The sequence below is a fragment of the Phyllobacterium sp. SL163 genome, from assembly GCF_049896885.1.
In the GTDB taxonomy this organism is placed as follows: domain Bacteria; phylum Pseudomonadota; class Alphaproteobacteria; order Rhizobiales; family Rhizobiaceae; genus Phyllobacterium; species Phyllobacterium calauticae.
In genome coordinates this window covers 396,533-418,961 of sequence record NZ_JAFCVE010000005.1, presented here as the reverse complement: position 1 = coordinate 418,961, position 22,429 = coordinate 396,533, and the positions used below count along the sequence as shown (strand labels likewise).

At 56.5% G+C, this 22,429-nt stretch carries 22 protein-coding genes; 15 read left to right on the top strand and 7 right to left on the bottom strand.

Going from position 1 to position 22,429, the window contains the following annotated elements; translation table 11 throughout:
• Positions 1–147: 147 nt before the first annotated feature.
• The gene (locus ACP7B1_RS14195; protein ID WP_403183603.1) at positions 148–1,020 is read left to right on the top strand and encodes an arylamine N-acetyltransferase family protein; all 873 of its coding nucleotides are present in this window, start codon (positions 148–150) and stop codon (positions 1,018–1,020) included.
• A gap of 258 nt (positions 1,021–1,278) precedes the next feature.
• Entirely contained in the window at positions 1,279–1,488 is a 210-nt protein-coding gene (locus tag ACP7B1_RS14190) for a HipA domain-containing protein (protein WP_403183707.1), read from the top strand.
• Positions 1,489–1,592: 104 nt separating this feature from the next.
• Here ACP7B1_RS14190 and ACP7B1_RS14185 read toward each other — a convergent pair whose 3' ends face one another.
• A complete protein-coding gene (locus ACP7B1_RS14185) occupies positions 1,593–2,234 on the bottom strand; it encodes a dihydrofolate reductase family protein (protein ID WP_403183600.1) in 642 nt (213 codons plus the stop codon).
• A gap of 148 nt (positions 2,235–2,382) precedes the next feature.
• Here ACP7B1_RS14185 and ACP7B1_RS14180 point away from each other — a divergent pair, with 148 nt between their 5' ends.
• From ACP7B1_RS14180 to arr, 3 genes are all read left to right on the top strand, one after another.
• The gene (locus ACP7B1_RS14180) at positions 2,383–2,739 is read left to right on the top strand and encodes an ArsR/SmtB family transcription factor (RefSeq protein ID WP_403183597.1); all 357 of its coding nucleotides are present in this window, start codon (positions 2,383–2,385) and stop codon (positions 2,737–2,739) included.
• Positions 2,723–3,202 (top strand): SRPBCC family protein, encoded by a 480-nt coding sequence (locus tag ACP7B1_RS14175; RefSeq protein WP_403183594.1) that lies wholly within the window; start codon positions 2,723–2,725, stop codon positions 3,200–3,202. The genes ACP7B1_RS14180 and ACP7B1_RS14175 overlap by 17 nt, the downstream gene beginning before the upstream one ends.
• Before the next feature lie 274 nt (positions 3,203–3,476).
• Positions 3,477–3,899 carry an NAD(+)--rifampin ADP-ribosyltransferase gene (gene arr, locus ACP7B1_RS14170; protein ID WP_403183591.1) on the top strand — a complete coding sequence of 141 codons (423 nt, stop codon included), beginning with the start codon at positions 3,477–3,479 and terminating at the stop codon, positions 3,897–3,899.
• 196 nt (positions 3,900–4,095) lie between these two features.
• Here arr and ACP7B1_RS14165 read toward each other — a convergent pair whose 3' ends face one another.
• Positions 4,096–4,803, bottom strand: coding sequence for a hypothetical protein (locus tag ACP7B1_RS14165; protein WP_426137039.1), 708 nt, complete (start codon positions 4,801–4,803; stop codon positions 4,096–4,098).
• Positions 4,804–5,459: 656 nt separating this feature from the next.
• Between ACP7B1_RS14165 and ACP7B1_RS14160 the strand changes: the two genes are divergently transcribed.
• The 7 genes from ACP7B1_RS14160 to aguB all read left to right on the top strand — a co-directional run bounded on the left by ACP7B1_RS14160 (position 5,460) and on the right by aguB (position 13,049).
• Entirely contained in the window at positions 5,460–6,515 is a 1,056-nt protein-coding gene (locus ACP7B1_RS14160; protein ID WP_403183584.1) for an agmatine deiminase family protein, read from the top strand.
• A gap of 236 nt (positions 6,516–6,751) precedes the next feature.
• Positions 6,752–7,930: an ABC transporter ATP-binding protein gene (locus ACP7B1_RS14155; RefSeq protein ID WP_426137038.1), complete on the top strand. Its 1,179-nt coding sequence runs from the start codon at positions 6,752–6,754 to the stop codon at positions 7,928–7,930.
• Positions 7,927–8,850, top strand: a complete 924-nt coding sequence (locus ACP7B1_RS14150) for an ABC transporter permease (RefSeq protein WP_426137037.1) — start codon at positions 7,927–7,929, stop codon at positions 8,848–8,850. Before ACP7B1_RS14155 ends, ACP7B1_RS14150 begins: the two co-directional genes overlap by 4 nt.
• Positions 8,851–8,854: 4 nt before the next feature.
• Positions 8,855–9,655 carry an ABC transporter permease gene (locus ACP7B1_RS14145; protein WP_426137036.1) on the top strand — a complete coding sequence of 267 codons (801 nt, stop codon included), beginning with the start codon at positions 8,855–8,857 and terminating at the stop codon, positions 9,653–9,655.
• On the top strand, positions 9,652–10,716 hold the full coding sequence (locus tag ACP7B1_RS14140) for an extracellular solute-binding protein (RefSeq protein ID WP_426137035.1): 1,065 nt from the start codon (positions 9,652–9,654) through the stop codon (positions 10,714–10,716). Before ACP7B1_RS14145 ends, ACP7B1_RS14140 begins: the two co-directional genes overlap by 4 nt.
• Positions 10,659–12,155 (top strand): aminotransferase, encoded by a 1,497-nt coding sequence (locus ACP7B1_RS14135; protein ID WP_426137034.1) that lies wholly within the window; start codon positions 10,659–10,661, stop codon positions 12,153–12,155. The genes ACP7B1_RS14140 and ACP7B1_RS14135 overlap by 58 nt, the downstream gene beginning before the upstream one ends.
• Before the next feature lie 18 nt (positions 12,156–12,173).
• Positions 12,174–13,049 carry an N-carbamoylputrescine amidase gene (aguB, locus tag ACP7B1_RS14130; protein WP_426137033.1) on the top strand — a complete coding sequence of 292 codons (876 nt, stop codon included), beginning with the start codon at positions 12,174–12,176 and terminating at the stop codon, positions 13,047–13,049.
• Here aguB and ACP7B1_RS14125 read toward each other — a convergent pair.
• Complete coding sequence (locus ACP7B1_RS14125; RefSeq protein ID WP_426137032.1) at positions 13,046–13,945, bottom strand: LysR substrate-binding domain-containing protein; 900 nt, start codon at positions 13,943–13,945, stop codon at positions 13,046–13,048. The two genes, aguB and ACP7B1_RS14125, sit on opposite strands and share 4 nt — an antisense overlap.
• Before the next feature lie 125 nt (positions 13,946–14,070).
• On the opposite strand from ACP7B1_RS14125, the gene ACP7B1_RS14120 reads away from it, so the two are divergent.
• Positions 14,071–15,084 carry an agmatine deiminase family protein gene (locus ACP7B1_RS14120; RefSeq protein WP_403183560.1) on the top strand — a complete coding sequence of 338 codons (1,014 nt, stop codon included), beginning with the start codon at positions 14,071–14,073 and terminating at the stop codon, positions 15,082–15,084.
• A 75-nt stretch (positions 15,085–15,159) separates the two neighbouring features.
• Positions 15,160–15,948, top strand: coding sequence for a helix-turn-helix transcriptional regulator (locus tag ACP7B1_RS14115; protein ID WP_403183558.1), 789 nt, complete (start codon positions 15,160–15,162; stop codon positions 15,946–15,948).
• A gap of 49 nt (positions 15,949–15,997) precedes the next feature.
• Here the strand turns inward: ACP7B1_RS14115 and ACP7B1_RS14110 are convergent, their stop codons facing one another.
• Positions 15,998–17,479, bottom strand: coding sequence for an NAD-dependent succinate-semialdehyde dehydrogenase (locus tag ACP7B1_RS14110; protein ID WP_426137031.1), 1,482 nt, complete (start codon positions 17,477–17,479; stop codon positions 15,998–16,000).
• Positions 17,480–17,488: 9 nt separating this feature from the next.
• Complete coding sequence (locus tag ACP7B1_RS14105; RefSeq protein ID WP_426137030.1) at positions 17,489–18,997, bottom strand: aldehyde dehydrogenase family protein; 1,509 nt, start codon at positions 18,995–18,997, stop codon at positions 17,489–17,491.
• Between the two features lie 172 nt (positions 18,998–19,169).
• Between ACP7B1_RS14105 and ACP7B1_RS14100 the strand changes: the two genes are divergently transcribed.
• Positions 19,170–20,420, top strand: a complete 1,251-nt coding sequence (locus ACP7B1_RS14100; protein WP_426137029.1) for a Zn-dependent hydrolase — start codon at positions 19,170–19,172, stop codon at positions 20,418–20,420.
• 64 nt (positions 20,421–20,484) lie between these two features.
• Here ACP7B1_RS14100 and ACP7B1_RS14095 read toward each other — a convergent pair whose 3' ends face one another.
• Positions 20,485–21,177 (bottom strand): RraA family protein, encoded by a 693-nt coding sequence (locus tag ACP7B1_RS14095; protein ID WP_403183546.1) that lies wholly within the window; start codon positions 21,175–21,177, stop codon positions 20,485–20,487.
• Positions 21,178–21,187: 10 nt separating this feature from the next.
• Positions 21,188–22,372, bottom strand: a complete 1,185-nt coding sequence (gene uxuA / locus ACP7B1_RS14090) for a mannonate dehydratase (RefSeq protein WP_426137045.1) — start codon at positions 22,370–22,372, stop codon at positions 21,188–21,190.
• Positions 22,373–22,429 lie beyond the last annotated feature (57 nt).

Sequence of the window (22,429 nt, the reverse complement as noted above, 5' to 3'; positions counted from 1 at the left end):
AAATGGCCCTATTGCGTGGCCAGTTTGCCCCGCGATCACGGTGAGCGGAAATCATGTGTTTCCCGTCACCTGCAAAATGCCCTTAGCGTGTATTAATGTAGAAATGACCACAGAGCCCCTACCAGTCCGTCGAAAGGAAACCGCAGCATGACGCACGCCTCTTCAAGCGAAAGTGGAATGATCCTGACGTCCGGCCAACTGGACGCCTATCTCGCAAGGATCGGAGTCGTACGGCCGGCTTCCCTTGACGTTGCCAGCCTGTCGAAACTTCACCGCGCCCATCTCTTGGCCTTCACCTGGGAGGCACTGGATGCTTTCATGGGATGGCCGTCCTCAATCGTCCCGGCCGCCGCCTTCGTCAAGATGGTGGAGGGCACGCGCGGCGGCTGGTGCTACGAGATGAATGGTCTGTTCGGCGCGGCGCTCGCCGCACTCGGATTCCGCGTGACCCGCCTGTGCGGCGGCGTCAATCGTGAAACGCTGGGCGACAACGCCATCGGCAACCATCTGACTCTGCGTGTCGATCTCGACCGCCCGTACCTCGCCGAGGTCGGCTTGGCGGACGCCATCGTCGAGCCCGTACCGCTTGCCGTCGGGCCGATCAGCCAGCGCGGCTTCGATTTTTCGATCATGCCGACGAACGACGGCTGGCTGCGTTTCAGGAATCATGCGCGCGGCATGGCGCACAGCTTCGATTTCCGGCCCGATCACAGCGATGAGGCCGCCATCGCCGCCACGCTTGGCTGGTTGACGCAGGATCCCGGCTCGCCGTTCACGAACGCGCTGGCGATCCTGCGGCATACCGCAGATGGCTATGTCGCCCTGAAGAACGATTGCCTGTGCCGCGTGACGGCAGAGGGCGTCAGCGAACAGCGTATCACGAGCGCGGATCACCTTGCCGACACGTTCGAAACGATTTTCAGCCTGGACGTTCCCACGCCTGCAAAGATCTGGGATAAGATCCAGATGATTGGCCGCGATAAGAGCGACGAACCAACCATGTCATCGTCAAGTGCATGATCGGCGTTTGGCGATGCATGGATCGAAACAAGAACCAATAGCGTCCATTGACGATTTCAGCTGCATTCATGCACCGGCGCCCCATCAAAGCTCAGGGTCAAACACCGGCGGTAGGCGACGATTGGTGTGCGTCTGCGTCCTTATACGCATTCCCGTATACTGGGTTTTTAAACGCTTTCGCGTCTATTGGCGATTGGAGGCCGGCATGAACGAACAGAAAAACAACTCGGCGCCATCCTGCGCCGCGCCCGCAAACAGGTGCACTTGAGCCAGGGCAGCGCCGTCGACATCGCGGAATTCGAGGAAGGTCGTACACTAATCGTAGAACGTTTCGACCGCATTTGGGCGAAGGACGGAAGATTGCTCAGTCTGCCGCAAGAGGACACGTGCCAGGCGCTGTCGATCCCGCCCACCAAAAAATATCAGCCCGCCGGCGGCCCTGGAATGCGGAAATCATCAACCTTTTGAAAGGCAGTGACACACCCGATGCTCACGCTAAAAACGTCAGTATTTTCCTTGGCCCCGGCGGATGCTTCTGAATGACACCTCTCTCCGACGTCAGAGGCTAACGGCTAGCGCCGGAAGGTGAGGTGGATAGTGCCACTCGGTGCCGTTTCAGTCTTGACTGTGTAGCCCGCTTCCAGGCCGCGCAGATCGTCCCACAGGCGGATGCCGCGCCCGAGCAAGATCGGAGTGATCGCAACGTGAAGACGATCGACAAGGCCCGCCTTGAGGAAGTCGCGAACGACAGTCGCACCACCGCCAACCCGCACATCTTTGCCGCGCGCCGCACTGACAGCCTGCTGGAGCGCATCAACCGGGGTGGTCTTGAGGAAGTGGAAAGTGGTGCCGCCGGCCATCTCTATGGAGGGTCGCGTGTTGCGGGTGAGGACGAAGACCGGAACCCGGAACGGTGGCTCGTCGCCCCACCAGCCATGCCAGTTCGGATCGTCGGGAAAGTTGTGGAGTCCGAACATACCAGCGCCCATAATCTCGGCCCCCACATTGGCGAAGTAGTCCTTCGCGTATTCGTCGTCGATACCTGTGGTCCCTGCTCCCGTGGTATCCTTAAGCACACGCTTACGGAACGTTCGCGTTGCAGTGTATGCGCCGACGAGACGCGGCCAGTCCTCGCCGAACGGCGCTTCGGGCGTCTGGTCCGTCGTTGTCGCGAAACCATCGAGCGAGATAATGAGATCGACACGAACTGCCACGGGAGTCCTCCTTGCGTCTGGTTGCACCATAACTGCCTCAATACTCAAGGCCTATTACTAAGGTACTTGCCTTTGTATTTGAAGTCGGATACTAAGGCAAGTACCTTTTTATCCTTGACCGGCGCCCCCGACCACTTTACTGATGCACATGCCCTATCATTCGACTCCGCTCGACCTCGCCTTTCACGCTCTTAGCGACCCGACTCGCCGTGCCGTGGTGTCGCGGCTGGTCGAGGGTGAGTTGCCGGTCAGCGCCCTGGCCGAGCCTTTCGACATGGCGCTGCCCTCCTTCGCCCAGCATCTCAGGGTGCTGGAAGATTGCGGACTGATCGTCAGCGAGAAGCGCGGGCGCAGCCGCTGGTGCCGTCTGGTGCAGTCGCGCTTCGATGAGGCGGCTGACTGGATGGAAGCCGAGCGCCGGCGCTGGGCTGAGCGGTTGGATCGGCTGGAAGTCTACTTGGATAAAACGGAAGAGGAGGGTGAAGGACATGGCAAACCTGTTTGAGACATGGTCGCTCGACCGCGAAATCGTGCTGGTGAAGCTGCTCAACCACCCACGCGACAAGGTCTTTGCCGCCTGGATGGACCCCAAGGCACTTGGCGAATGGTACGGTCCGGCCGGCTTCAGTATCGAAACCCACGAAGCCGATATCCGCGAGGGCGGGGTCTGGCGGTTCGACATGGTGGGCGTATTCGAGGGCGAGCAGCAGCGCTTCCCAAGCCTCATGCGCTTTGTGGAGATCGTGCCGAACGAGCGGATCGTGATGGATTATGGCACGCCGGATCCTGACGACCCCGACCGTTTCCGTGCCACAGTGACCTTCGACGAGCAGACGGATGGCAAGACAGTGCTGACCATGCGCCAGCTCCATCCCAGCCGCGAGCGGCGTCAGGTGGTCATCGGCTTCGGCGCGGTGGAATACGGACTGCAGACACTGGACGGCCTCGCGGCCTGGCTGGATGGGTGAGCCCTTGGCCGCTCAGTGCCGCTCGCGCCAGTTGGCGATGGCCGAGGCGGCGTTCAGATCGAGCTGCGGTTGATCACGCAAGTCATAGAGCTCGACGGAACAGGATAGCCCCACACGATGTCTGTGTACGGGCGGCCGCTATCGACAGCATGGAGGGCGCGAGGCAGAAACGGGAGGAGCGGAATCCTCCCACGTCGCTTAGGGCCTCATCGCGGACATTGGCACCGCTTAGCTCACTGACGACAGGCAGACTCACTAGATAAGGACAATCACGATGACCGAAGCGCTGGACGAGGGCCCCTTCTTTCACGGCACAGTCGCAGATTTGCGCCCGGGTGATTTCCTCACAGCAGGATACCGGTCGAACTATCGTCCCGAAGTGGTGATGAACCATATCTACTTTACTGCCATTGTGGACGGTGCCGGGCTTGCCGCTGAAATCGCGGCTGAACTCGCCGAAGGCGGCGCAGTCCCGCGTGTTTACGTCGTAGAGCCGACCGGGACATTCGAGAACGATCCGAACGTGACCGACAGGAAATTTCCCGGCAACCCCACTCGGTCGTATCGCAGCAGCGCACCGCTCAAGGTCATTGGCGAAATCACGCATTGGACAAGATTGACGCCCGAAGCACTACAGGTATGGAGACAGCGACTGACCGCGCTGCGCTCAGACGAACGAGGCGAAATCATCAACTGATGCGAGGCGCCGCGCATCGTGTGCTCATGACGCGGTCGAATCAAAGGAGACGATCAGCTTTCCACTCCGAACTGGACCGCCAGATCCCGTACGCAGAACTGCAGCTTTGAGGAAATGTCGTAACCTGGTTTAACGGCCGTCTTGGCGGCGCAAAGAGGCCGCAATGGCGCCAGCGAGTTCGCCAACATGGCGCGCATTAAAGAACCCCTCGATCTGCCTGCATGTAATCCGCTACGCTGTAGCAATGGCTCGCCTGATAGGCGTTCCGCCCCCGGTTCATGTGCGTCAGGTTGAACGTCCGAATGGCGCCCACCATACGGCGGCTCGTGAGGAATTTGCGGATCGAGACAGAGCCGCGCACATTGATGCCGAAAATGTCGGTACCACGCGGGAAGAAATAACTGACGTGCTCTGGCGCCGCGACACTTTGCTCGAGCAAGGGTTTGTCCACTCGGCTCGGCGTGGCTGAACGATCCGTCGTGAAATCCGAAAGATGCACGATGAATCTGGCGCGGATGTCTTCGTCCTGGGCATAGAGCGTAAAAAGTTCCATCCAGCTCGCATTGACGCGGACGAGCGGCTTGTCCGAGGTCGACGGCAGGCAGGAAACAGACCAGTAGGAGCGCTCGGTCTTGCGCGGGATCGGAATGCAATTTGGACCGTACAGCCCGAGAATCTCGAGGACTTCCCCTGCTTGCGGACGACCAAGCAGCTTCTCAAATCGAGCCACATATTTGAAGCGCTGTTCCAGGGACTCCAAGCGGTCGCCCGTGTCCGGCAAGTCGATCTTGCCCTCTATCCAATCGCGCTGCTGCTCAAGATCAAGGAATTGTCGCAGGCCGGTGGTTCCAGGTCGAGCGGTCGCACCCATATCAGAAGCCCTGTGAATTTCGTGGCTCGTCATCGACCGACATCCTGCGTTCTCGCTTAGGCGTTTGCAAACGCCGCCCCAAAGCGCCTCCGAATGATACCTTGCAGATGATGAATTTGGAACGTCTGTGCGGCTACGAAGACAAAGTCACGTTGTTCGTCCGTTTGGCGCTTTCACTCTGTTCAGCACGTACATAGGCAAGACAGAACGGGCTTTTTATCGGCATTTACAAACGAACGTTATCGACAACCCTTGCGACGCTTCTTTTGTGCCAGGTCCGTACACCTCGATCCGGAATTCTAGCTGCCAATCCTAGAATGAAACAACGGAGCAGTACCCAATTCGGGGTACTAATATAGATACTAGTTGCTCCATATATTGCGCCGTATGGTTCACGAGGTGCTACATGTAAGTTGTCTTGAAACAACGCGGTCTCCAATTTCGATCGCTCTTTCCTGGATGCGACGGATGACATGTACAGTCATGGCTGGGGAAGCGTGTTGAGAGATACCGCGGGACGAGATGAGAACAGCTCCAGCTCAGTTATCATTGACCGTCCGCCACTTCGGTGATGCCAGCATCGGTAAACAATTTAATCGGACAAATTCCGATTCATCGCAATTTCTACTTTACTTGAATCGAGGGTAATTATGATAACGCGCCGCAACATCCTTCAAGCAACATCCGGCATGGTTGTTTCCAGCGTCATCGGCAGAGGCGCAACCATGGCATTTGCCGCCGACAACACCTGGCACATGCCCGACGAGGGCGATCGGCACACGGCGACGTGGATGGCGTTTGGCCCCAGTGAAGACGTATGGGGCAAGAAACTCCAACGCGGCGCACAGAACAACCTTGCGGTGATCGCCAAGGCCATCTCCGCGCACGAACCGGTGAACATGCTTGTGCGGGCGGAAGACCGGGAGACGGCCGAGCGCCTGTGCGGCGATGCGGTGACATTGTTCGTGCACGAAATCGACGATCTGTGGATGCGCGACACCGGGCCGGTGTTCGTCAAGAACAGCGCCGGCCAGCTGGCCGGGGTCAACTTCAACTTCAACGGCTGGGGCAACAAGCAGGAACACGGCGGCGACGCGGAAGTTGCGGAATTTGTCACCGGCAAGACAAAGGTGGAGACACTGCGCACCAGGCTGGTGCTGGAAGGCGGCGGCATCGAAGTCGATGGCACGGGCACGGCAATCATCACCGAGAGCTGCGTTTTGAACAAGAACCGCAATCCCGGCGTGAGCAGGGAACAGTGTGAGGAGGAACTGGGACGCCTTCTCGGACTGAAGAAGATCATCTGGCTGCCGGGTATCAAGGGCAAGGACATCACCGATGGCCATACGGATTTTTACGCCCGTTTCGTCAGCCCGGGCGTCGTCGTGGCCGGCCTTGACACTGATCCGACGTCCTATGATCACGCGGTGACCAAGCGGCATCTTGAACTGCTCAAGGAAGCGACCGACAGCTCTGGGCAGAAATTGCAGGTGGTCGTCATTCCCGGCCCCGGCAGCGTGCGGCCGCAGTTCGAGAACAAGGAATTCGCAGCGGGCTATATCAACTTCTACCTGTGCAACGGCGCTGTCATCGCTCCTGAATTCGGCGATGCGAAGGCTGACCGTTTCTGCCGTGACGCGTTGCGGGATGTCCTGCCGGGACGCGAGATCGTGCAGCTCAACATCGATGCGATCGCCGCCGGCGGTGGCGGCATCCACTGCACGACCCAGCAGCAGCCTGCTTAATGGGATAGACTGAAAGCATCATCACGCTGCTTCAATCCTTTTAGCCTGATGCAAATCCCGGTGCCCGTTCCTGCGAAATGGCCACCGGGATCCATTTCGTTGACATTACCTCTCGCCTCAACTTGACGCGTTATACCCCAATCGGGTGACTCACGTTACTGGCAGAGCGGACGCATACTTTCCAAAACGCCAAAATAAAAATGGGAACGGCGTCTTTGCGAGGAGGTATATTTTTGATGGCAATGACCGCTTTCCGTCCCGATATCGCGCTGCGATCCGATGTGCTGGCAACTGTCGCTCAAATCAGTAGCGGTGTGGATGCAACAATGGTTGCTGCTGAGGTGGTAAACCTCAAGAAGATCTATAACCCGTCGACACCACAGGCTTTCCAAGCGCTGGAAAATATCAATCTGGCAATTCATGCCAATGAATTTTTCACGCTGCTAGGCCCGTCCGGATGCGGAAAAACGACGCTTTTGCGTATTCTTGGCGGATTCGAAACCATGACGGACGGGGTGTGCCGGATCTTCGGCCAGGATGTAAGTCACCTGCCGCCGGAGGCGCGCCCCGTCAATACGGTTTTCCAGCAATATGCCCTGTTTCCGCATATGACCGTGCGCCGCAATATTGCCTTTGGTCTGGAAATGCTCGGAAGAACACGATCCGAGATCGACCGGACTGTCGAGAGGATGCTTGCTCTTGTTCACATGAGCGATTACGCGGACCGCAAGCCGGACCATCTTTCCGGTGGGCAGCGTCAGCGGGTGGCACTGGCCCGTGCGCTGGCTCCTCAGCCCAAGCTGCTGCTGCTGGATGAACCGCTCTCTGCGCTTGACTTGAAGTTGCGGCAAAAGATGCGCCTTGAGCTTAAGGCGCTTCAGCGTGAAACGGGGATCACATTCATTTTCGTCACCCATGATCAGGAAGAAGCGCTCGCGATGAGCGATCGGGTGGCGGTGCTGAGCGAAGGGCATCTGCAACAGGTCGGGACACCGGAGGAAATTTATGAACAGCCACAAAGCCGCTTTGTGGCTGATTTCATTGGTGAGTCCAATTTGCTTCTCGCCACGGTCACCCGCGTTGACGGCGGCGTGGCGGAATTCGAACTGGCAGGTCTTGGATCGGTTCATTTGAACTCGGCCGATCATTTGAGCAGGGGGCAGCAGGTTACGCTGTCCGTGCGTCCGGAACGCATCGCTCTTTCGAGGTCAAACGGACAGTGCAGACTGGGACCTGCGACTGTGTTCGATCGAACTTATCTTGGTAATGCGGTCGAGTATCATCTGAGGGCAGGTGGCCACACCTTCACGGTACGTTCCCCGCGTGGGGGCCTTCGGGGGCTTCAGGATTTCGCACCCGGGGACACGGTGCAGCTGGAATTCGAACCCAATGCCGCAAGGGTGCTCGTATCATGACGGCACATGCTGGTCTGCAAGCTTCCACTTCCTATCGTCTTTCAAAGCGCTGGGCCTTCGCGGGTCTGCTGTTTCCCGCCATCGGCGTGATTGCGGTTTTCATGATTGCGCCCGTCGCGATTGTATTTGTCTATTCGTTTCTGCAACCGGAACGTTATGGCGGCGTGGTCTGGAGTTTTTCGACCGAGGGGTATCTGCAGATTTTGTTCGAGCGGGATTTCCTCGATGGGAGTCTTCAATTTTCGGCCGACTATGTGCTGATCCTGTGGCGCTCCGTATTTCAGGCTGCCATCTGCACCGTCCTCTGCCTGATGATCAGCGTGCCAATGGCCTATTTCATTGCCACGCGATCGGAGCGCTCAAAGTCGATATGGATTTTCCTGATCACCGTTCCCTATTGGGTGAACCTTTTGATCCGCACTATCGCGCTGCTGTTCATTTTGCGCGATGATGGTCCGGTCAACAAGCTCATCATGATGACCGGTTTTGTCCAAGGGCCTCTGCCGCTTAGCTACAACAACTTCGCCATTGGTCTGGGGCTTGTTTATAGTTTTCTACCCTTCATGGTCCTGCCGCTCTATTCGGCTTTCGAACGCTTTGATTTCCGGTTGCTGGAAGCGGCGTATGATCTCTACGCCTCGCGCCGTGTCGCATTTTTCAAGATCGTGTTGCCGGTGATGCGACCAGGTCTGATCGCCGGAAGTCTGCTGGTCTTCATCCCGTCCATCGGGTCCTATCTCGCCCCCGATATTCTGGGCGGCGGCAAGACACTGATGATCGGCAATCTCATCGGAACGCAATTTCAGGGTGCTCATAACTGGCCGTTCGGAGCTGCGCTCTCAATGATCCTGCTCACCGTTACGTTGATCGTCCTGATCTGGATGGCTCGTCGTGCAGCGCGCAAGAATGTGGGGTACTAGGCCGATGGCAAACGCTCGTATGAAGGACATCCGTGCTTTCTCCGGTTTTGGTTCCATCGCAGTCGCCGGTGTGCTTTTTCTCTATTTGCCGATCCTGTTTCTTTGCGCCTACTCCTTCAATGACGGGCGATCTGTGAGCCAGTGGAGCGGTTTCTCATTCCGCTGGTACAGTACGGTCTTTGGCAATAGCGGCATCAAGGCAGCGGCAATCAATTCGCTGACAATAGCGACAATCGCTGCATCGGTGTCTACCGTGCTCGCACTTGGTGCCGCACTGGCAACCGTTAACAACAGGTTCAAAGGCGAGGCTCTCGCCTATGCCACGCTAACCTTTCCGCTCATGGTGCCTGAGATCGTGACGGCTGTCGCTTCGCTTGTGTTCTTCGTGTCGCTCGGTATCAGCCTGGGTTTCGGTACGATCCTCCTGGCTCATATCGTCTTCTGTATTCCCTTTGCCTATCTGCCGATCCGCGCGCGGCTTGAGGGGATGGATCCTAGTCTCAGTGCCGCTGCTGCCGACCTCTATGGCTCTCCCATTCGGGTATTCTGGCGCATTACGCTGCCGCTTCTGGTCCCCGGATTGATATCCGGTTGGCTCTTGGCGTTCATTATCTCGCTCGACGATTTCATTATCACGGCGCTGGTTGCCGGACCCGGTGCAACGACGTTGCCGGTGCACATCTACGGCATGCTTCGGCTAGGCATTACACCCGAGGTCAATGCGATCTCCACCCTCATGCTGATCGGATCAATCGTTCTTTTGATGATCGCAGGCGTTTTGGGGCGCGCAGGAAAAACTTCGTGACACGCATCAAAATCACAAAAGGGAGAACAGATACTATGAGATTGAAAACCATTTTACTCACGACCACGATGATCGCCTGGGCTTCACCTGTTTTCGCCGCGGGAGATCTGTTCCTCTACACCTATGGCGAATATACGCCCCCGGACCTGGTGACAAAATTTGAGAAAGCATTCGACATCAAGGTTCATGTCGATACTTTTGACTCGATGGAAACCATGCTGGCCAAGCTTCGCGGGGGCGCTGGCGGCTATGATGTGGTTGTGGCTGGCGATCCCAACATACAGCTGATGATCAGCGAAAAGATGCTCGAAAAGATCGATGTCAATGCGATGCCCAATTACGTCAACGTCGAAGAACGCTGGCGGAATGTGTACTGGGATAGCGGTCGCAATTATTCGGCACCGTGGGCGTGGGGCACCACGAGTTTCATGATCGATGGCGCTCTCGTCAAGGGCGATATCAACACACTTGGCGTCCTGTTCAATCCGCCTGCTGAGGTCAAAGGCAGGATCAACATGATGCGTGACGTTAATGAAGTCATCAACATCGCGCTTCGTTATCTCAATTTGCCGCGCTGCAATGAAAATCCGGAAGATATGAAGAAGGTGCTTACATTGCTGGAGACCCAGAAACAGTGGGTCAAAAGTTACAATTCCGAGTTCAAAGAAGCACTGGTCTCAGGTGAAGCTGTCGCTTCGATGGCCTGGAATGGTTACGCCATGCGCGCCAGGGACGAAAAACCATCGCTTGTTTATATCTATCCCAAGGAAGGGTTTTCCGGCTGGATGGACAATCTGGCTGTCCCCAAGGGCGCACCCAATCTGGAGAATGCGAAGACATTCATCAACTTCATGATGGATCCGGAAAATGCGGCGATGGTCACTAATTACGCCCGCTATTCCAATGGCATCAAGGGCTCCGAAAAGTTTGTTGATGCAAAATTGGCAACTGCTCCAGAACTGGCTCCACCGGCAGGTGCAGCCGCACCTGAATTCATACCGAATTGCAGCCCGGCATCGACCAAGCTCTACGACCGCGTCTGGACCAAACTCTTGAACTGACCCGATCCCCTGTACGGGTCACTTTCTGGCCTGCATTTCTGGAGAAACAAATGACCGCCTTACCCAACCTCTTACGCTCCAACGAGCGGACCGCGTGGGAAAAAGACCGCGACCACGTCCTGCATCCCTACACCGATTTCTCGACTTTCGCGCAAAGCGGAAGTCAGATCATTGAAAAAGCGCAAGGCATGTACGTTACCGATACGCAGGGACGCAAGTTTCTCGACGGGATTGCCGGTCTCTGGTGCGTGAATATCGGCCACGGGCGCGCGGAAATGGCAGAGGCTGTATCGCGTCAGATCATTGACATGCAGTACTACAATCCTTTTGGAGCATCGTCGAACATACCCGCTGCCGAGCTCGGCGCACGACTGGCCGAACTGGCGCCGGGTTCGCTCAATCATGTGTATTATTCCTGCGGCGGCTCGACGGCCAACGAAATGGCCGTGCGTATTGCGCAGTATTATTTTGCGATGAAGGGCATGCCTTTCAAGCGCAAGATCATTTCGCGCAACAATGGTTATCATGGGGGTACCTACATTGCGGCCAGCCTGACCGGCATTCACGGTACGAAGTATGGCTTCAATCAGGTCGGAGAGGATTTCATTCATCACATCTCCGCTGCCGATCTTTATGCCAAACCAACCGATATGACGGACGCCGCCTATTGCGATTTCCTGGTCAACGAGTTTGAAAACCGGATCGTGCAACTCGGCCCAAACAATGTTGCTGCATTCATTGCCGAGCCGATCATGGGGGCGGGCGGCGTGCTCGTTGCTCCCGACGGGTATCACGCAGCAATGCGCAAGGTCTGTATCCGTTATGACGTTCTCTACATTGCCGACGAGGTCGTCACGGCTTTCGGCCGCTTGGGCGAATGGTTCGCCTCCGCTTCAGTCTACAACTACCAGCCTGATATGATCGTCAGTGCCAAGGGAATTACCTCCGGTTACATTCCCTTGGGCGCAACGCTGATTTCTGACGAAATTTACGATGTCATCAGCCGTCCGCAGTGCGAGGGCGGGGTGTTTTCAATGGGGCTTACCTATTTCGGGCATCCGGTTGCCTGTGCGGCGGCACTGAAAAACATTGAAATCATGGAGCGTGAGAGACTGCTTGAAAATGCTTCCGGCACCGGCGCTTATCTGCAGCAGGCAGCAAGGAAACTGCTGGACCTGGACATTGTAGGGGATGTGCGCGGCAGGGGACTGATGCTTGGCATTGATCTCGTGGCCGACAAGGCGACCAAAGTCCCTCTGCCGATTTCTGAAAATGCCGCGGAACGCATTTTCACGGGGTGCATCGAACGCGGTGTGATCGTGCGCCCCGTTGGTAGCCGCATCATCGTATCACCGCCGCTGATCATAGACCGTGTGCAATGCGATACGATTGTCAGCGCCATCATGGATGCAATCAAAGACTTCATGGCTGCACGCTAATCATTGAAGGAGAGACAAATGCGGAAATTGACGGTTGCGGCGACCCAGATGGCGTGCAGCGGCGATATCGATGACAATATCCAGCGCGCCGAAGATCTTGTCCGGCTCGCCGCCGAAGACGGTGCGCAGATCATTTTGCTCCAGGAGCTTTTTCAGACACCGTATTTTTGCCTGGAACAGCGGCTGGATCATTTTGAACTGGCGCGCCCGCTGGCGGATGACCGTGGCGTTGCCCATTTCCGGATGCTGGCAAAACAGCTCGGCGTCGTTTTGCCCATCTCCTATTTTGAGCGGTCCGGTACGGTCTATTTCAACTCACTGGCAATCATCGATGCCGATGGGGAGGTGTTGTGGAACTATCGAAAGACCCATATTCCGCAGGCGCCGGGATATCACGAGAAGTTCTATTTTAGCCCCGGTGATACGGGATACCGCGCTGTTCAGACCAGGTTTGCCCGGATTGGATGCGGCATCTGCTGGGATCAATGGTTTCCTGAAACGGCGCGCTCCCTTGTTTTGAAAGGTGCGGAACTGCTCCTGTTTCCGACCGCCATTGGCAGTGAACCGCTGAATGCGGCGCTTGATTCATCGGGGCATTGGCAGCGCACAATGCAGGGACATGCAGCCGCCAATATTGTGCCATTGATCGCATCCAACCGGGTGTCGACCGAAACGGACGGAGAGACCTCGACCGTCTTTTACGGAAGTTCATTCATTGCCGACTACACCGGAGAGATCGTTGCGGAAGCAAACAAAGTCGACGAGACCTATCTGACCGCGGCATTTGATCTGGATGAAATCGAAGCCTATCGTCGTGCCTGGGGCGTTTTCCGCGATCGTCGGCCGGAGATGTATGCTGCACTCGGCACGCTGGATGGGTATAGTACGACCTAACCCTCTTGAGAAGCGTCTGCCTGGGACAGGAACCAGTCCCACAATTCGGTTACGCCGGGGCGCTTCAAATTGCGCGGGTGCGCGATGAGATAATATGGGCGGCTGGAGGGGACACCATCACCGAGCACCGCCAGTTCGCCTTTCTCAATGCGCTCACCCGCAAGCCGCATACTGCCGAGACATATGCCCAAGCCACGCGCAGCGGCATCCAGCACCATGCCGGGGTCCGAGAAGTTAAGGCCTTTGACGAAGCTGGGCCGTGCAACGCCTGCTGTGGCAAACCAATTCTGCCAATCTTCCTCTTCCTCATGATGAAGCAGCGGGACATCCTGGAGTATGCGCGGGGTCACCGTCTCCGGCAGACGCCGCCGCAATTCTGGCGCACACATGGGGTGCAGCCGGTCGCCAAAAAGCCGGACAGCGACAAGCCCGTCCCAGGCGCCGCGCCCGCGCGTTATCGCGAAGTCAATCTCCGAATTTGCAACATCGGGCTCATCGTCTGCAGTGACCAGCCAAGGCTCGATATTCGGCAAGTCGCGCATCAATGCGGGGACGCGCGGCATGTACCATCCTGTCGCAAAGGCATGAGGCATCATGAGCACGACCGAGCCGGGCTTTGTGTAAAAATCCAGTCGTCGCACCCCAAGACGAATAGTCTCTAGAGCCGCGGCGGCAGTCCCGCGCAGATCGCGCCCTGCATCAGTCAGTTCAACCCCCCGATTGATCCTGCGGAACAGCGGCTGGCTGAGCTGGTTTTCAAGCGCTTTTATCTGATGGCTTACAGCCGACTGGGTCATGTTGAGTTCTGCCGCAGCCAGCGAAAAGCTCTCAAGCCGGGCTGCTGCTTCAAAGCCAATCAAAGCGCCGAGGGGAAGATTGCGATAATTCGAATGCATGAGAATAACTCATGAAATAGTTGAGAATTTCGAGTTTGAATAGCAGGATATTCGTTGGTTTACTAGGATTATTCCAGAATTGGCCATATCAAAAATATGAGCATTCTTTATGCAAAGGTGATGTCATGTCCAACCAAACGCCACGCCAAGCCGGTTACAAAATGCCAGCGGAATGGGCCGAACACAAACGTACATGGATGATGTGGCCCTGCCGTGCCGAGGTTTGGACAGATATCACGGCCACCCGACGCGACTATGCCGCGGTAGCCCATGCCATCCGCGAATTCGAACCAGTGACAATGTCCGTTCGTCCACAGGACTACGCTGAGGCGCGCGTCATGCTCGATGACGATATTGATATTGTTCAGGCTGATATTGACGACAGCTGGGCGCGTGACGCCGGGCCGTGTTTCCTGACAAATCCTAACGGTCAGCGGGCAGGTACACAGTTTCGGTTTAATGCCTGGGGAGGAAAATATCATCCGCATGATGGCGATGCAGCATTTTCGGCTGCTGTTTGCGAAACGGCTGATGTGAAGTCCTATACCTCAAACCTTGTTGCCGAAGGCGGCGGCGTCAGCGTCGATGGAGAAGGCACAATCATCACGACGGAGACCTGTTTTCCGAACATCAATCGCAATCCGGGCTGGACCAAAGCCGCGATTGAAACCGAGCTGATGGAAATGCTGGGCGGGGACAAGGTGATCTGGCTGCCCGGAAATCCGCTGGAAGACGAAACGGATGGCCACGTCGATGGTATTGCAATTTTCGTGGCTCCCGGCGTCGTTTTGATGGAAAGTCCTGGTACGGAACCAAGTGAATGGAACAATTATATCAGGAAAAATCTCGACGCCATGGAAGGGCAGACGGACGCCAAGGGCCGCCGCATCCGGATCGTGACAGTACCCGAGGCTGTCGAGGCTCCATCACAGCATCCGAAATTCTGCCGGTCCTACGTCAATTCCTACCTGGTCAATGGCGGCGTCGTGATGCCGGTTTATGGAGTTGCATCGGACACGGTTGTCCGTGGTATCTTCCGGTCGCTTTTTCCGGAACGGCGTGTGCGCGAGGTACGTATCGATTCGATCGCAATCGGTGGCGGAGGCATTCATTGCATCACGCAGCAGGAACCGGCGTGATGGGGTAGGTCGGTTTTCCTTCCAAGCAAGCACCACAGGTGGAGCATTCGAATGGACAATTCCACGACGAACCAGATGACCTATATCGCCAATGCAGTCACGGCCGTCGGCCGTGACGACTTTCCCGAGCTGCTCGGCAATCTTTGTCTGAGTGTGTTCAACTTTGACAGCATTTTCATCTCGATCTTTTCGCAGGATCTGCCACCACGCCAGCTCTATTCAAATCTCGATGCCGAGGCAACGCGGCGCACGATTGGTCCCTATCTCAGTTATGCGTATCTGCTCGACCCCTTTTACGGGTTGTTCAAGTCGGATATCCGGGATTGTGTCGTTACCCTTGATGAATGCGCGCCGGACGATTTTAAAACAACCGAATATTACAAGATGTTCTATTCGGATATTGGCCTGCGTGACGAGGTGACAATTTTCATTGGCGCCGGGAACGGCACCAGTATTGTTTTGTCACTCGGCCAGCGCAACACCAATGCGTGCTGCGCTCCCGATGCCACCAAGCAGTTGGATGCTTTATTGCCCGTTATATCGGCGCTATGCCACAAACATTGGCCCAATCCGGAAGCCCCAATTTACCGCTCATTGCCTGACATGGGACCAACTTTTGACCGCTGTGGCAGCGCAAGATTGAGCACCCGCGAGGCGGAGATTGTTCGATTGATGCTGAAAGGACATTCGACAAAGTCCATTGCACGATTGCTGGGTAACAGCCCCGAGACGGTCAAGGTTCATCGCAAGCGCATATATGCCAAACTGAAAATCTCCTCGCAGGGAGAATTGTTCTCCATGTTCATCGCGGCCCAGGCTTTTCCTCCGATGGACGCTGAAGCGGGAATGGTGGCATTCTCCTGATTTCGGCAAGAAGGCGCTGTTCGGTCTACTTAAAAATGCAGGCCCTTCATCATGAGATGCCAAGGCAGAGAAATTTCATTTCCAGATAGTCTTCAACTCCGTACTTCGAGCCTTCACGCCCCTGGCCGGATTGCTTGACACCGCCAAACGGCGCCGTCTCGGTCGAGATCAATCCGGTGTTGATACCGATCATTCCGAACTCCAGCGCTTCGGCGACACGCCACACTCTGGTCAGGTCGCGCGAGTAGAAATATGCGGCCAAACCAAATTCCGTGGCGTTTGCCTGTTCGATCACATCTTCGATGGTATCGAACAAGAAAAGGGGCGCTACTGGCCCAAATGTTTCTTCCCTGGCAATCCTCATGCTGCTCGTCACTCCGGTCAGTATGGTCGGTTCATAAAACAGATTGCCAATGGGCGAGCGCTTTCCACCCGCCAGGACAACAGCACCCTTGGACACGGCATCGGCGACATGTTCCTCAACCTTGATGACTGCCGCTTCGTCGATCAGGGGCCCCATGGTGACGCCCGGTGCAAAGCCGCTGCCCAATTCCAGTTCAGCAACCGTCGTTGCAAGCTTTGCGGCAAAAGTGTCGTAAACAGCCGTTTGTACGTAAATGCGGTTGGCACAGATGCAAGTCTGACCGTTGTTGCGGTATTTTGACAGCAATACCCCTGCGACTGCAGCGTCCACATCCGCGTCATCAAAAACGATGAAAGGGGCGTTGCCGCCCAGTTCCATCGACATTTTCATAACCTGATCCGCTCCCTGACGCAGCAAGATGCGTCCCACCTCCGTCGAACCGGTGAATGTCAGCTTTCGCAATTTCTCGTTTGAGCACATTTCACGGCCGATCGCCGGCCCATCCGTCCCCGTTACGACCGAAAGCAGCCCTGCTGGGAGGCCTGCGCGTTCGGCGAGAACCGCGAGGGCAATCGCTGAAAGGGGTGTCTGTTCTGCAGGCTTGGCGACCATGGCGCAGCCGACGGCCAAAGCGGGCGCGAGTTTGCGTGCCAGCATGGCATGAGGAAAATTCCACGGAGTAATTGCTCCCGTCACGCCGATCGGTTGCTTGATTACAAACAGCCGCTTATCATCCTGATGTGAGGTAAGAACATCGCCATTGATGCGCTTTCCTTCTTCGGCAAACCATTCGAGATAGGATGCACCGTAGAGGATTTCTCCGCGCGCTTCTGCCAGAGGTTTTCCCATTTCCGCAGTGACAATCGCCGCCAGATCATCGGTATTGGCGACGATCAGGTCAAAGAGTCTGCGCAGGATGGCGGCACGCTCCTTACCCGTTTTAGCCGCCCATTGCCGTTGCACGCTGTGGGCCGTATCGATGGCATTTGACGTCTCCACAGGCCCTAAATCCGGCAAATCAGCCAGCAACTCGCCGGTTGCCGGATCTGTAACCTGAAAACGCGAGCCGCTGATCGCTTCAAAAGCCCATTTACCCGCTACATAGCCGGCTGCCATCAATAGCGAGGGGTTTTTCAATCTGGCGAGGAGTGTTTCGCTAATGGTCATGGGAAGCTCTTAATGCGCTGAATCGAGTGTCACCCACACCGACTTTGTCTGGGTGTTTTCCAACAATGCGTCCATGCATTTGTCGCGGCCTTGACCGGATTGTTTCCATCCGCCCCAGGGTTGGGTCATATCACCGCTCATATATCCGTTGACCCACACCATTCCGCATTCGAGGTCGCGGGCGATACGGTGCGCATTGCCGAGATTTTGGGTCCAGATTCCGGCTGCAAGCCCGTACGGGCTGTCATTGGCGATGGCCACCGCATGTTCTGGTCCGTCGTGGGCAATAACCGCGCATACGGGACCGAACACCTCTTCACGGGCAATCGTCATATCGGCGCGTATACCGTAGAAGATCGTTGGAGACACGAAGCATCCGGCGGGCACTTCCTTGTCAGCAGCACCGCCGAGGAGAAGATTGGCACCCTGCGAATGGGCACCATCGATATATGCTAGCACGCGAGATTGATGCCCTCTGTTTACAAGAGGACCCATCGTGGTTTGGGGAAGAAGGGGATCGCCGGGCTGATATTTTCGCTGGGTTGCCTCTTTCAGGAGCTCGCAGAATTCATCGTGTATGGCTCTGCCGACAAGTACACGCGATCCCGCAGAGCAAACCTCGCCCTGATTGGCAAATATGCCGTCAGCCACGCATTCCGCCACGCTCTGCAAATTGCCGGCATCCCCGAGAATAATCTGGGGGGATTTTCCGCCGAGTTCCGTGGAAACCTTTTTGAGGTTAGATACCGAGGCATACTGATGTATCAACCGTCCGACTTCGGTCGACCCGGTGAATGCAATCTTGTCCACCTCCATCGATGATGCCAATGCCTTGCCCGCCACCGTACCGCGACCGGGCACGACATTGAGCACGCCATCCGGTCCTCCTGCCTCCAGAAACAGTCGGCCAAGAAGAAGTGCACTCAACGCCGCATCTTCAGCCGGTTTCAGAACCACACTATTGCCTGCCGCCAGTGCCGGTGCGATCTTCCAGACGGCCATCATGAGAGGGTAGTTCCAGGGTGTGATACACCCGACGACGCCCAAAGGCTGACGGAGAATGTAGTGCAGAGACCCGAGATCCGTGTTGGGGCACGCACCACCGATCTTGTCGATGCATTCCGCCATAAACCGCAGTGTCAGCACGCTCGCTGGCACGTCGATCGAGAGCATTTCGGAGATGGGTTTGCCCATCTCCAACGTATCGAGCGCGGCAAATGTCGAGGCATTGCTCTCAATCAGGTTTGCAAAGCGATAGATCACGTCCATTCGTTGCCGCGAGGGCATCTGTGACCAGACACCCTGCTGGAATCGCTTTCTGGCGACGCCAGCTGCGCGCGCGATATCCTTGTCACTACCGCAAGATATTCTGGCAATTTCTTCGCCGGTGCTCGGATTGATCGAAGCAAACAATGACCCATCGGCAGCATCGCACCAGTCTCCATCAATCAATAGCCTGGTGTCGGGGCGAAGGCTCTTCGCAACGGCATGCCAATCGGTCGAGTTCCCATCGAGCATGTGCTCTCCATTCAGTTGGGAAAAAGGTTCGTCGGGAGGCTATGCGCAGGTCTGCACTTTCGGAAGTCACCCAAATAGGGGACTGGATGCGTCAAGCCCAAACACGCAGATTGCCGCCGGTGACGCGGGATCTTTCGACAGTAGTCCCCCGTGCGGACAAGGATGGGGATGGATGGACGCGTCTCGGCTTTCGGTTAACAAAACACGCCTCTGGTCGCGGTTGATGGACATGGCGACAATTGGCGAGATTCCGCTTCAGGGATCGCGGAGACTGGCGCTTTCAAGCGATGACCAGCGAGGCCGGGACCTGTTTCTGTCATGGGTGGAGGATCGTGGTTTCAGCCATGTCCACGATCAGATCGGAAACCTTTTTGTTCGGCGGGAGGGCAGGGACAAAGCGGCGAAACCGCTGGTGATGGGTAGCCATCTCGATACGCAGCCAAATGGTGGGCGCTTTGACGGTGTGGTTGGTGTTCTAGCTGGGTTCGAGGTTCTGGAAACATTGGAAGACCATAGTATTGAGACCGCACAACCCATCGAAGTTGCTGTTTGGACCAATGAAGAAGGAGCCCGGTTTCATCCTGCAATGATGGGGTCTGGGGTTCATTGCGGCATTCAATCACTCGATGAAGCGCTGGCAACAGAAGATATGGCCGGCATCAGCGTTCGGGATGAACTCAGGAAGAATGGCTATCTCGATGGCCTTTCGCCTGGGTCTCACGCAATCGACAAATATATCGAGCTGCATATCGAGCAGGGACCGGTACTGGAAGATCACAACAAGACCATAGGAATTGTTACCGGTGGACAAGGAATCCGGTGGTATGAACTGACGATCCTCGGCGATGAAACCCATGCTGGCCCCGTTCCGATGGATCGGCGGCGAGATCCGACGCCCATTTTGGCCCGAATTATCGATCTGGTTCAGGCAGTTGGCCATACCGATGAACAGGCACGCAGTACGATAGGTAGAATTGAAGCAGCGCCCGGATCAATGAACGTCGTCCCTGGCCGAATTTCAATATCGGTTGACCTGCGCCATCCCGATGACGATGTGCTATCGGCAATGCATGACTGGCTTCAATCAGGTATCGTAACATTGAACGAAAACCAGAAGGGCGTTCAGACAAACTGCAGGGCAATTTGGCATTCTCCCGCCGTTCATTTTGATACTGCGCTGATAGCATTGGCCCGTGAACGTGTGGGTGTCCGCGGTTACCCCTCACTCGATATCGTTTCAGGGGCCGGGCACGATGCCTTCAATCTTGCGCGGATTGTGCCGACGACAATGGTATTTGTTCCATGCCGCGACGGTATCAGCCACAACGAGCGCGAATATGCCGAACCGGAACACGTATCAGCAGGCACCAACGTTCTCCTTGACATGGTATTGGCCCTGGCACTCAGAGCGTCGCGGCCATAGCTCATCACCGTCAGTAAAGACTATACGCCTTCACCACCTCAAGAACCCGAAATCTGGAATTCGTCTACATCACGCCAAAACGTTCGAAAGCCTCAACCGTGGTCATCCCGGCTTCTATGGCAAGGCGCACCTTGCTCTCGGTTTCCGCCTTCTCCAATGCGAGCCGGATCGCCTCGTGTTCGGCCTCTCGTGGAATGACAAGCACACCGTCGCGATCACCGAAGAGAATATCGCCCGGACGGATTCTGATCCCGGCGATCTCGATCGGTAACCCGTAGTCCACAACCTTGCCCCTTGGTCCCTGGTCCTGAGCGTAGGAACCATAGCAAAAGGTTGGAAAATTGAGGTCAAGGATGCCGCGGCTGTCGCGGCAATAGCCATCACATATGGCTCCGGCCGCTTTGAGTTGCAGCGCCCGCGTCGACATGAGCTCGCCCCAGACCGCATAGCGTGGCGAGGCACCGGAGCAGACGTAAATTTCGTCCGGCTTCAGACTGTCGAGGGCATGAAACATCAACCCGAACGGTTTCCGGCTGATTTGCGCATGCCCGCCTTCGTCGGCAACCGCAAAAAAATCCGCCTCAAGCACGGGCATGGCTCTGCCGATAGCCACCATATCATCGCGCAGTGCCCGGATTTGCGGTGGCAGGAATTGATGCTGCAGGCCCATCGTATCGAGAATATCACCCACCACGGCAGTGAAGAGCTTGCTGCGCATAGCAGCAAACAGATCGGTGTCGTTGTCGAAATTTTTCATTGTTCTGCCTTCACTGTTTTGCCGCTACGGTAATTCCCTGCATGACGCCGCGTATTTCCGCCAGGCCTTTCAGGCGGCCGATAAGCGAGTAGCCGGGGTTGATCCTCTCCTTGCCGATATCGTCGGCGAGAAGATGCCCATGGTCCGGGCGCATTGGAATCTGCCAATCGGCACGGCCCTCGGTGCGCCGGCGCTCCTGTTCCTGCAGGAGAGCCAGAATGACTGCCGGCATATCGCTTGAGCCGCCGAGATGATCGGCCTCGTGAAACGATCCGTCATCTTCGCGTTCGACATTGCGCAAATGGGCAAAATGAATGCGGGGACCGAATTCGCGCACCATGGCGGGAAGATCGTTTTCGGCGCGCGTTCCGTACGATCCCGTGCAGTAGGTCAATCCGTTCGCCGGGCTGTCAATGGCAGCCAATATCCGGCGTGCATCGTCGGACGTGGAAACAATCCGGGGCAACCCGTAGAGGGGAAATGCCGGATCGTCCGGATGGACGCAAAGCCGCACCCCGGCCTCCTCGGCCACCGGGACGATTTCCGCAAGAAACCGCGCCAGATTGGCATGCAGAGCATCAGAATCGATACCATCATATTCAGCCAGTGCCGCCAGAAAGGTCGCACGGTTGAACTGGCGTTCGGTTGCCGGCAACCCCGCAATGAGATTCCGCTCTATGCGGTCAATTCTTGCCTGATCCATAGTCTCGAAACGAATACGCGCCGTAGCGATCTGAGCGGAGGAATAGCTTTCCTCGACGCGCGGACGCTTCAGGACGAAGAGATCATAGGCCGCGAAATCCACAGCGTCGAAACGAAGCGCGTAACCGCCGGTGGGTAGTGGATGCATCAGTTCCGTGCGCGTCCAGTCTACCACAGGCATGAAATTGTAACAGACCACCCGCATGCCACAGCGCGCGAGAGCCCTTATGGTGTCCTTGTACCAATCGATGTAGCGAGCACTTTCGGGCGTTGCGAGTTTGATCGAATTGTGGACCGGAATGCTTTCGACAACGCTCCAGCGCAGTCCTGCCGCTTCAATGAGCGCCTTGTGCGCCAGAATCTCGTCATCGGACCATGGTGAGCCGTCATAGATGTGGTGAAGAGCGGAAACGATTCCCGTGGCTCCGGCCTGCCGGATATGGCTCAGCGGCACCGGATCGGTCAGACCATACCAGCGAAAGCATTCTTCCATCGCGTTCATTCACAACCTCCCTGCTGTTCTGTAGGTCTTTATATTGTTGGACCAGAA

Coding starts and splice junctions, on each gene's coding strand:
- ACP7B1_RS14195 (WP_403183603.1), top strand. CDS start 148: ATGACGCACGCCTCTTCAAGCGAAAGTGGAATGATCCTGACGTCCGGC.
- ACP7B1_RS14180 (WP_403183597.1), top strand. CDS start 2,383: ATGCCCTATCATTCGACTCCGCTCGACCTCGCCTTTCACGCTCTTAGC.
- ACP7B1_RS14175 (WP_403183594.1), top strand. CDS start 2,723: ATGGCAAACCTGTTTGAGACATGGTCGCTCGACCGCGAAATCGTGCTG.
- arr (WP_403183591.1), top strand. CDS start 3,477: ATGACCGAAGCGCTGGACGAGGGCCCCTTCTTTCACGGCACAGTCGCA.
- ACP7B1_RS14165 (WP_426137039.1), bottom strand. CDS start 4,803: ATGACGAGCCACGAAATTCACAGGGCTTCTGATATGGGTGCGACCGCT.
- ACP7B1_RS14160 (WP_403183584.1), top strand. CDS start 5,460: ATGGTTGTTTCCAGCGTCATCGGCAGAGGCGCAACCATGGCATTTGCC.
- ACP7B1_RS14155 (WP_426137038.1), top strand. CDS start 6,752: ATGGCAATGACCGCTTTCCGTCCCGATATCGCGCTGCGATCCGATGTG.
- ACP7B1_RS14150 (WP_426137037.1), top strand. CDS start 7,927: ATGACGGCACATGCTGGTCTGCAAGCTTCCACTTCCTATCGTCTTTCA.
- ACP7B1_RS14145 (WP_426137036.1), top strand. CDS start 8,855: ATGGCAAACGCTCGTATGAAGGACATCCGTGCTTTCTCCGGTTTTGGT.
- aguB (WP_426137033.1), top strand. CDS start 12,174: ATGCGGAAATTGACGGTTGCGGCGACCCAGATGGCGTGCAGCGGCGAT.
- ACP7B1_RS14125 (WP_426137032.1), bottom strand. CDS start 13,945: ATGCATTCGAATTATCGCAATCTTCCCCTCGGCGCTTTGATTGGCTTT.
- ACP7B1_RS14120 (WP_403183560.1), top strand. CDS start 14,071: ATGTCCAACCAAACGCCACGCCAAGCCGGTTACAAAATGCCAGCGGAA.
- ACP7B1_RS14115 (WP_403183558.1), top strand. CDS start 15,160: ATGACCTATATCGCCAATGCAGTCACGGCCGTCGGCCGTGACGACTTT.
- ACP7B1_RS14110 (WP_426137031.1), bottom strand. CDS start 17,479: ATGACCATTAGCGAAACACTCCTCGCCAGATTGAAAAACCCCTCGCTA.
- ACP7B1_RS14105 (WP_426137030.1), bottom strand. CDS start 18,997: ATGCTCGATGGGAACTCGACCGATTGGCATGCCGTTGCGAAGAGCCTT.
- ACP7B1_RS14100 (WP_426137029.1), top strand. CDS start 19,170: ATGGACGCGTCTCGGCTTTCGGTTAACAAAACACGCCTCTGGTCGCGG.
- ACP7B1_RS14095 (WP_403183546.1), bottom strand. CDS start 21,177: ATGAAAAATTTCGACAACGACACCGATCTGTTTGCTGCTATGCGCAGC.
- uxuA (WP_426137045.1), bottom strand. CDS start 22,372: ATGGAAGAATGCTTTCGCTGGTATGGTCTGACCGATCCGGTGCCGCTG.